Annotated in this window: 1 pseudogene; it reads left to right on the top strand. The window is 45.2% G+C overall.

Annotation, left to right across the window (positions count from 1 at the left end):
* A pseudogene (locus I6F53_RS20085) lies at positions 1-1,113 on the top strand (IS3 family transposase); the annotation flags it as partial.
* Between the last annotated feature and the right edge of the window lie 33 nt (positions 1,114-1,146).

A 1,146-nucleotide genomic window follows, 5' to 3' on the forward strand; every position in this document is an offset into this window, starting at 1 on the left:
AGCAGAAGCGGCAGCTTTACTCGTTCTCGGAAAAAAGTTCGATGCCTATTGGAAAGAAAAAGAGGAAGACTGATTTCGCTGACCGATAGGCAAAAATACGCGCAATGGGTCAGCACCGCAGTAGCATCAGGTGCGAGACAAGATAAGGCCTGTGACGTGATTGGATTATCAACAAGAACCTTACAGCGTTGGCGAATAGAGGGTGAGATTGGCGCAGATAAAAGGCCTACAGTTACGCGGCCAGAGCCTGGGAATAAACTGAGTCAGGCTGAAAGACAAGACGTGATTGATGTGTGTAATAGTGAAGAGTTTGCCTCATTACCGCCAAGTCAAATTGTACCTATACTCGCCGATAGAGGTGAGTATATTGCTTCTGAGTCGAGTTTTTACCGTATCTTGCATGCTGAAAACATGCTTCATCACCGAGGAAAAGCTAAGCCGAGAAATGTTCATAAAAAGCCAACCAGTTATACGGCTAAAAAAGCGAACGAAGTGTGGAGTTGGGATATCAGTTACCTGCCTACAACGGTGATAGGAAAGCACTATTATCTGTACATGATTGAAGATATTTACAGTCGAAAAATCGTCGGTTGGGAAGTTCACGACAGTGAAACAGGTGAGCAAGCTGCAGCACTACTAGAGCGTACGGTCTGGTCAGAGAAATGCTTAAAGAAAGACGTTGTGTTGCACTCAGATAATGGCGCGCCCATGAAGAGCTTGACGATGCGAGCTAAGATGTACGATTTAGGCGTTGTGACCTCACGAAGCCGTCCAAGGGTGAGCAATGATAATCCATACTCAGAATCGCTATTTAGAACGGTAAAGTATCATCCACGTTGGCCGAGTGAAGGTTTTAAGTCGTTAGAAGCCGCGCGTAAATGGGTCAATGAATTTGTTTATTGGTACAACAACGAGCATCGCCATAGCAGGATTAAGTTTGTAACACCAAACCAGAGGCATGATGGTCTTGATGTGGGAATACTGGCGAAGCGAAAAGCGTTGTATCAGACAAAAAGAAATGAACATCCAGAGCGATGGTCAAAAGAAGAGCGAAACTGGCAGCCAATAGGCGCTGTGGAGTTAAATCCAGAGCAACACAAAGAAGCTGCTTAACAATTTAGGCGACAACTGTCTTGAAAAACGCCG

It is taken from the genome of Pseudoalteromonas sp. SWN29, from assembly GCF_015864465.1.
In the GTDB taxonomy this organism is placed as follows: Bacteria; Pseudomonadota; Gammaproteobacteria; order Enterobacterales; family Alteromonadaceae; genus Pseudoalteromonas.